Source organism: Bradyrhizobium sp. 62, assembly GCF_023073035.1.
Lineage (GTDB): Bacteria > Pseudomonadota > Alphaproteobacteria > Rhizobiales > Xanthobacteraceae > Bradyrhizobium.
In genome coordinates this window covers 323,442-329,759 of sequence record NZ_JADPIT010000010.1, presented here as the reverse complement: position 1 = coordinate 329,759, position 6,318 = coordinate 323,442, and the positions used below count along the sequence as shown (strand labels likewise).

Genomic DNA, 6,318 nt, shown 5'->3' with positions numbered 1-6,318 from the left:
GGCGGGGCCGGTGGCGCGGCGGGTGCGGCCGCGGCGGGCTTCGTCTTGGCAGGTGAGGCAACGGCCGTCCCGGTGCTGAAGGCGAGCAGCGCAACGGCTGCCAGCGCGAGAAGTCGCCTCAAATCGATCATCAGTCCAGCAGTCCCACTCCGGGAGGCTGCAGCCTCCCCCAAAGGCGCTTAGTGACGGTCGATTGGGTGGAATTTGGGGCACGGAACCGGGGCTCGATCCACGCTCATTCCAGCATCTCGACACCCAATCACTGCATGCTCTTGAGCCTGCTGCGGTGGGCGGCCTGTTTCGCGCGGTTGCCGCAGACCGCCATGATGCACCATCGCCGCGCGCGCCGGCGCGTGTGGTCGGCGAACAGCATGGTGCAGTTATGCCCCTCGCACGCCTTGACGTTCGAAAAGTCCTCGTCGCAGACGAACTTCGCCATGGCTTCGCCAACCGGCAGCAATAGCGCTTCCGGCGATCGCCAGCGCCGCTTGATTCGCAATGCCAGAGCGCCGCCATCGTGAGGCCCGGGCTCGATCCGGCTGAAGGCTTCGTCGCGCTCCAGCAGGCTGTTCAATGGACCGAGCTCGCGCAAGGCATCTGTCGTGAGCGGCCGGCCCGCATGCTTGCGCACGAACCCCCTGAACCATTCGCGCAAGGCGCGCGCCTGATCCGCGACCTTGTCCAGCTCGTCCGGCGTGGCACGTGCTGTCAGCGCGTGCAGATCATCCGCCGGCACCAGCTTCGCTTGTGCCAGCCAGTCGATCAGGCCATCGCCGTCGTCGATCCAGTCCACGGGCGTATCGACCGGCGTCGCCACCGAGTTGAGGAAGTCGAGGCCGAGCGAGTCGGCGATGAACATGGCAGGCGCGCGGTCCATGAGCGATCCTTGGCCGGTCGGGATAAGATGGACATAGATAACCAGTTAAAACGTCATTGACAAGTTACGTGGCCTGACAGTAACCTCTTAAAAAGCTTTTATAAGGTTACTGCAAATGGAGAATGTCATGGCCTCAATCACGTACCGCAGCGCGGATGTCGACGGATTCAAGGTGGCCTATCGCGAGGCCGGCGTTGCCGGAGCGCCAAAAATCCTGCTGCTGCACGGCTTCCCCAGCGCAGGCCACATGTTTCGTGACCTCATTCCGCTGCTTGCGGACAGGTTTCATATTGTGGCGCCCGACCTTCCCGGCTTCGGCCAGTCCGACATGCCTTCGCGCCAAAGCTTCCGTTACACGTTCGATAACGTCGCACGCGTGATCGAACGCTTCACCGAAGTGATCGGTTTCGACCGGTTCGCGGTCTACGTCTTCGACTACGGCGCGCCGACTGGTTTCCGGCTTGCGCTCAGCCACCCCGAGCGGATCACGGCGATCATATCGCAGAACGGCAACGCCTATGAGGATGGCCTCAGCGACAACTGGACTCCGCTCAAGACCTATTGGCAGGATCCCTCGCCGGCCAATCGCGAGGCGCTCCGCGCGCTCCTCACGCCGGAAGCCACGCGCTGGCAGTACACGCATGGTGTCGCCGATCCGACGACCGTGTCACCGGACGGCCAGAGCCTCGACAATTTCTACCTTGCGCGGCCGGGCTCGGACGACGTGCAGCTCGACCTGTTCGGCGACTACAAGAGCAACGTCGCGCTTTATCCCGTCTTCCAGGAGTATTTCCGCACGCACAAGCCACCGTTTCTCGCGGTCTGGGGCAAGAACGATCCGTTCTTCATCCCGCCCGGCGCCGAGGCATTCAAGCGCGACAATCCGAACGCCGTGGTGCAGTTCTTTGACACCGGCCATTTCGCGCTGGAGACGCACGCGAAGGAGATCGCGGACAGCATTCGCGCGTTCTTGACCTAGCAGGAGCAACGGCCATGGCCCTTGTCGGGCGGCACGCCCGCCGATGCGGGCCACCTAGAGCGGCAGGATCCGATTTAATAGTTCGAGCAGGGTGCGCTGCTCGGCTTCGCTGAGCGGCACGAGCATCTTCTTGTTGTACGGCTCCGTCAGGCTCGTCGCCTCGTGGATGAGCTTGGCGCCCTTTGGCGTCAGCACGAGTTCGACGGCGCGGCGATCCGCCTTGGAGCGGTTGCGCTTGATGAAGCCCGACGACTCCAGCTCATTCAGGATCTTGATCAGATTGGGCAGGCGCAGCCGCAGCAGGCTTGCGAGGCTGCTTGGCGGAACGCCGGGATTGTCGCGAATGACGACGAAGATCGCATAGGTCGCGGGGGTCACGCCCAATGCGGCGAACGCTTCGTAGAAGCCCTCGAAGAATTTCAGCTGTGCGAGCCGAAGCATGAAGCCCGGCGTGCGCTGGAGCGCCTGCAAATTCAACGATTTCTCCGGCTGCTGGCCGGACTTCCCTGCGGGTTTCACGAACTCATGATCCTCGAACCGCGGCGGCCCAAGAATCCGCCGAATTGACTCTCCCGAAAATAGATATAAAATATAACTATTATTTAGCGGCACCAAGACCGCCCACGGGAGGGAGACAATGAACAGCAAATTTCTGCATAAATTGTGCATTTCGGCCTTGATGCTGGCTGCGGCGGGGCCGGCCCTCGCTCAGGACGTGGTGAAGATCGGCATCCTGAACGACCAGTCGGGGCCGTTCGCGAGCTATCAAGGCATAGGCTCCGTCGTCGCCGCCAAGATGGCGGTGGAGGATTTTGGCGGAAAGGCCGGCGGCAAGCCGGTCGAGGTCGTCGCCGCGGACCACCAGAACAAGACAGACATCGGGATCGGCATCGCGCGGCGCTGGTACGAGAACGACGGCGTCGACGCGATCTTCGACATTCCGAACTCGTCGATCGCGCTCGCCGTCGCCGGCATGAGCGCCGAGAAGAACAAGGTCTTCGTCGGATCGGGCGCCGGTACGGTGCTGCTGACCGGCGAAAAATGCACGCCGAACACCGTGCACTGGACCTACGACACCTATGCCTACGGGCGCGGCCTCGGCAAGGCGATCGTCCAGCAGGGTGGCAAGAAATGGTTCTTCATCACCGCTGACTACGCCTTCGGTCACGATCTGGAAAAACAGGCGGCGGAGGCCGTCAAGGCGTCCGGCGGCGAGGTGCTCGGCAGCGTCCGGCATCCGTTGGGAACGGCCGACTACGCCTCTTTCCTGCTCCAGGCCCAGGCGTCGGGCGCGAACGTCGTCGGCTTCGCCAATGCCGGTGACGACACCATCACGTCGATGAAGCAGGCCGCCGAGTTCGGTCTGACCAAGGACCATAAGCTGGTCGGGTTGATCCTGGGCATGAACGGCCTCCCCGCGCTCGGGTTGAAGTTTGCGCAAGGCGCGCAGATCATGAACCCGTTCTACTGGGATCTGAACGACGGCACGCGGGCTTTCGCCAAGCGGTTCGCCGAACGCATTCCGTCGAAAGCCTATCCGAACGACATGCAGGCCGGCGTCTACGCCTCGGTGATTCACTACCTCAAAGCGGTCGACAAGGTCGGCAGTGCCAAGGACGGCAAGGCGGTGGTGGCGGCGATGAAGGAGATGCCGACCGACGATCCGCTGTTCGGCAAGGGTTACATCCGCAAGGACGGCCGCAAGATCCACCCGCTCTATCTGCTCCAGGTCAAGGCGCCGGAAGAGTCGACATCGACTTGGGACCTGCTGAAGGTGGTCGCCACGATCAAGGGTGAGGACGCGTTCCGCCCCGAGAGCGAAGGCCAGTGTCCGCTAACCAGGCAATAGTGGACGGGAGCTGACCATGAACGGCATTGCATCCAGTCCGGCCGACCCGTTTGCGCCAGATTTCCTGATGGACCCCTATCCCGCCTGTGAGGCGTTGCGCGCGCTCGGTCCCGCGTTCGCGTTGGAGCGCTACGGCGTGTGGGCCATGGCAGGCTATGCCGAAGTCGAGCCGGCCCTGAAGGACTGGAAGACGTTCATCAGCGGCGAGGGTGTCGGGCTGCACGGGATGAACCCGGCCCTGCCAAAGCCGCTGACGCTCCAGATCGATCCTCCCGACCACGACAAGGGCCGCCGCGTGCTCAGCCGCACCCTGTCCCCGGGTGTCGCGCGGCGACTGCGCGAGACGTTTCAGAAGGAAGCGGAGAAGAAGGTTTCGGAGCTGATCGACAAAGGCACGTTCGATGCCGTCACCGATCTCGCCGAGGCCTACCCGATGAAGGTGTTTCCGGATGCGATTGGCATCCGGCCGGACGGCCGCGACAGGCTGCTGGCCTGGAGCACGTTCGTGTTCGACAGCTTTGGCCCGGAGAACGAAACGTTGGCGGCGTCACGACAAGCCGGCCTCGCGGCGCAGAGCTGGATCATGGAATGCTGTGCGCGAGATGCGTTGCAACCGGACGGGCTCGGCATGATGATCTACCAGGCGGCTGACGACGGCGAGATCAGCGAGCATGAAGCAACCCATCTGGTGCGACCGTTCCTCACCGCCGGGATCGACACCACCGTCAACGGTATCGGCAATACGCTGCTCGCGCTCGCCGCTCACCCGGATGAATATCGCAAGCTGCACCACAAGCCGGAGCTGGCGCGCAATGCCTTCGAGGAAGGGCTGCGTTATGATTCACCGGTACAGACGTTCTTCCGCACCACCACGCGCGATGTCGAGATCGGCGGCGGCGTGATCCCCGCACACCGCAAGGTCCTGCTGTTCATGGCCTCCGCCAACCGCGATCCCGCGCGCTGGGACCGAGCCGACCGTTTCGACGTCGAACGGCTGGCGACCGGGCATGTCGGTTTCGGCGCCGGCATCCACGCCTGCGTCGGCCAGATGATCGCACGCCTGGAAGGCGAATTGATCTTCGGCGAGCTCGCAAGGCGCGTGAAGACCATCGAGCTCACGGCAGAGCCGAGGCGCAGGCTCAACAATTCCCTGCGTGGGCTGAAGAGCATGCCCGTGCGGGTGACGGCTGCCTAGAGCATGATTGGTTCTGACCGAATCAGAACCGCAGCCCTAGATTCTTGCTTCAAACGGGGCTGTCCCCCGCGAAATTTACGCCGCCAGGCTCTGCTGATCGCGGAATGCGCTGATCGCCATGTGGACGAGATGCAGCTTGCCTTTGACCGCCGGCGATATGTCGAACGGATATGCGTCGCTCATCCCGAGCGAGCGGTTGAGTTCGTTGATGCTGCGGGCAAGCGGCATCCACAGGGCCAAAAGTGCCTCGAAGTCGCTCTCGAGATAGGGATCCGTCAGGGTCTGACGGGCGCGCTCGTCCAGCGCCAACGGCAAACCTGCCAGCGAGTCGAGCGTCGCCACGATATGCAGGAAATGCGCGAACGTTTCCGCCCAATCCTCCCAGGGGTGGGACGTGGCGTACTCGCTGATGAAGCCGCTTCGGTCGTATGAACGATTGGCGCGGCTGTAATAGGAGTTGATCGCGGCCTGATAGTCCTGCGCCTGGTCACCGAAGATCAGCTTGAACGGGGCCTGGAACGTCGTGCCGTCAACGAGCAGGTCCCAATAGAAGTGACCGATCTCGTGCCGGAAATGCCCGAGCAGCGTGCGATACGGCTCCCGGAACGCCACGCGGCGAGCTTCTCGCTCGACATCATCGGCCTCCGCAAGGTTGAGCGTGATCAGACCCGAGAGATGCCCCGTCAGGATCGGACTGACCTCGTCCGAGAGAATGTCGAACGCCAATGGTGCGCCGGTGCGCGATGCAAGCGGAAGCCTGAGGCGACTGAGATCATAGAGAAGACGGCGCTTGGCTTCCTCCATCCGGCGCCAGAGCATGATGTTTCTAGTGCTGCCGAGATTCGGAATCGTGCGCGTGAGGCGGCACGAGTCGCAATACCAGTCGGCGCCCTCGACACACCAGTTGCAACCGATGATCTCCCGGTTACGGCAAGATTGATGGGATGCAAGTTTCGTCATCTCGATGCGCGAGGAATCGAACGCCAGCTCGGTGCTGCAATTCGCGCACGCGACGTGCTCGAACGAGACAGGATGGCGGCATGACGGGCACTGATAAATCTTCACGTGGACTGGCCCCAGACAGACGGCACACCGGAAAACCGGCCTGTCGATTCGAGGAACTCTTAACTCTTGCGACCGTCGCGGTTGCCGGCGAGCAACGCCCGCTGCGTTCGCAGCGCGTGCTGCCTCAACAGGCCGGCTCGCTTCGCGCTCAACTGGCTCAATTGAGGCTGCGGCTTTTTCTCAAGGACGTTTTCGGAAACAGGCCGACCGGCCCACGCCCGCTCGGGCTGAACCGCCATGGGACCGACGTTTCGTTTCCTTGTCATGGTGTGACAACACCAGATCGTGTGCAGAGTTCCCTTCACTCGACCGGCGGGTGATCGAGCTTGGCTTGTGCAGATACGACAATGCCG

At 62.8% G+C, this 6,318-nt stretch carries 6 protein-coding genes and 1 pseudogene; 3 read left to right on the top strand and 4 right to left on the bottom strand.

The features are described 5' to 3' along the window. Both IVB47_RS05725 and IVB47_RS05720 read right to left on the bottom strand, forming a co-directional pair. Positions 1 to 131, bottom strand: a pseudogene (locus IVB47_RS05725) (peptidoglycan-binding protein LysM); the annotation flags it as partial. 128 nt (positions 132 to 259) lie between these two features. Beyond that, the gene (locus IVB47_RS05720; RefSeq protein WP_247358720.1) at positions 260 to 877 is read right to left on the bottom strand and encodes an ABATE domain-containing protein; all 618 of its coding nucleotides are present in this window, start codon (positions 875 to 877) and stop codon (positions 260 to 262) included. A gap of 127 nt (positions 878 to 1,004) precedes the next feature. Between IVB47_RS05720 and IVB47_RS05715 the strand changes: the two genes are divergently transcribed. Beyond that, entirely contained in the window at positions 1,005 to 1,856 is an 852-nt protein-coding gene (locus tag IVB47_RS05715) for an alpha/beta hydrolase (RefSeq protein WP_247460335.1), read from the top strand. 54 nt (positions 1,857 to 1,910) lie between these two features. On the opposite strand, the gene IVB47_RS05710 is transcribed toward IVB47_RS05715, so the two are convergent. Further along, on the bottom strand, positions 1,911 to 2,504 hold the full coding sequence (locus IVB47_RS05710) for a MarR family winged helix-turn-helix transcriptional regulator (protein WP_245287888.1): 594 nt from the start codon (positions 2,502 to 2,504) through the stop codon (positions 1,911 to 1,913). Here IVB47_RS05710 and IVB47_RS05705 point away from each other — a divergent pair. Continuing rightward, the gene (locus IVB47_RS05705; RefSeq protein WP_027570732.1) at positions 2,494 to 3,705 is read left to right on the top strand and encodes an ABC transporter substrate-binding protein; all 1,212 of its coding nucleotides are present in this window, start codon (positions 2,494 to 2,496) and stop codon (positions 3,703 to 3,705) included. The genes IVB47_RS05710 and IVB47_RS05705 overlap by 11 nt on opposite strands. A 16-nt stretch (positions 3,706 to 3,721) precedes the next feature. Then, entirely contained in the window at positions 3,722 to 4,900 is a 1,179-nt protein-coding gene (locus IVB47_RS05700; protein WP_247460333.1) for a cytochrome P450, read from the top strand. A 75-nt stretch (positions 4,901 to 4,975) separates the two neighbouring features. Here IVB47_RS05700 and IVB47_RS05695 read toward each other — a convergent pair whose 3' ends face one another. Next, positions 4,976 to 5,965 carry a putative zinc-binding metallopeptidase gene (locus tag IVB47_RS05695; protein ID WP_247460332.1) on the bottom strand — a complete coding sequence of 330 codons (990 nt, stop codon included), beginning with the start codon at positions 5,963 to 5,965 and terminating at the stop codon, positions 4,976 to 4,978. Positions 5,966 to 6,318: the final 353 nt, after the last annotated feature.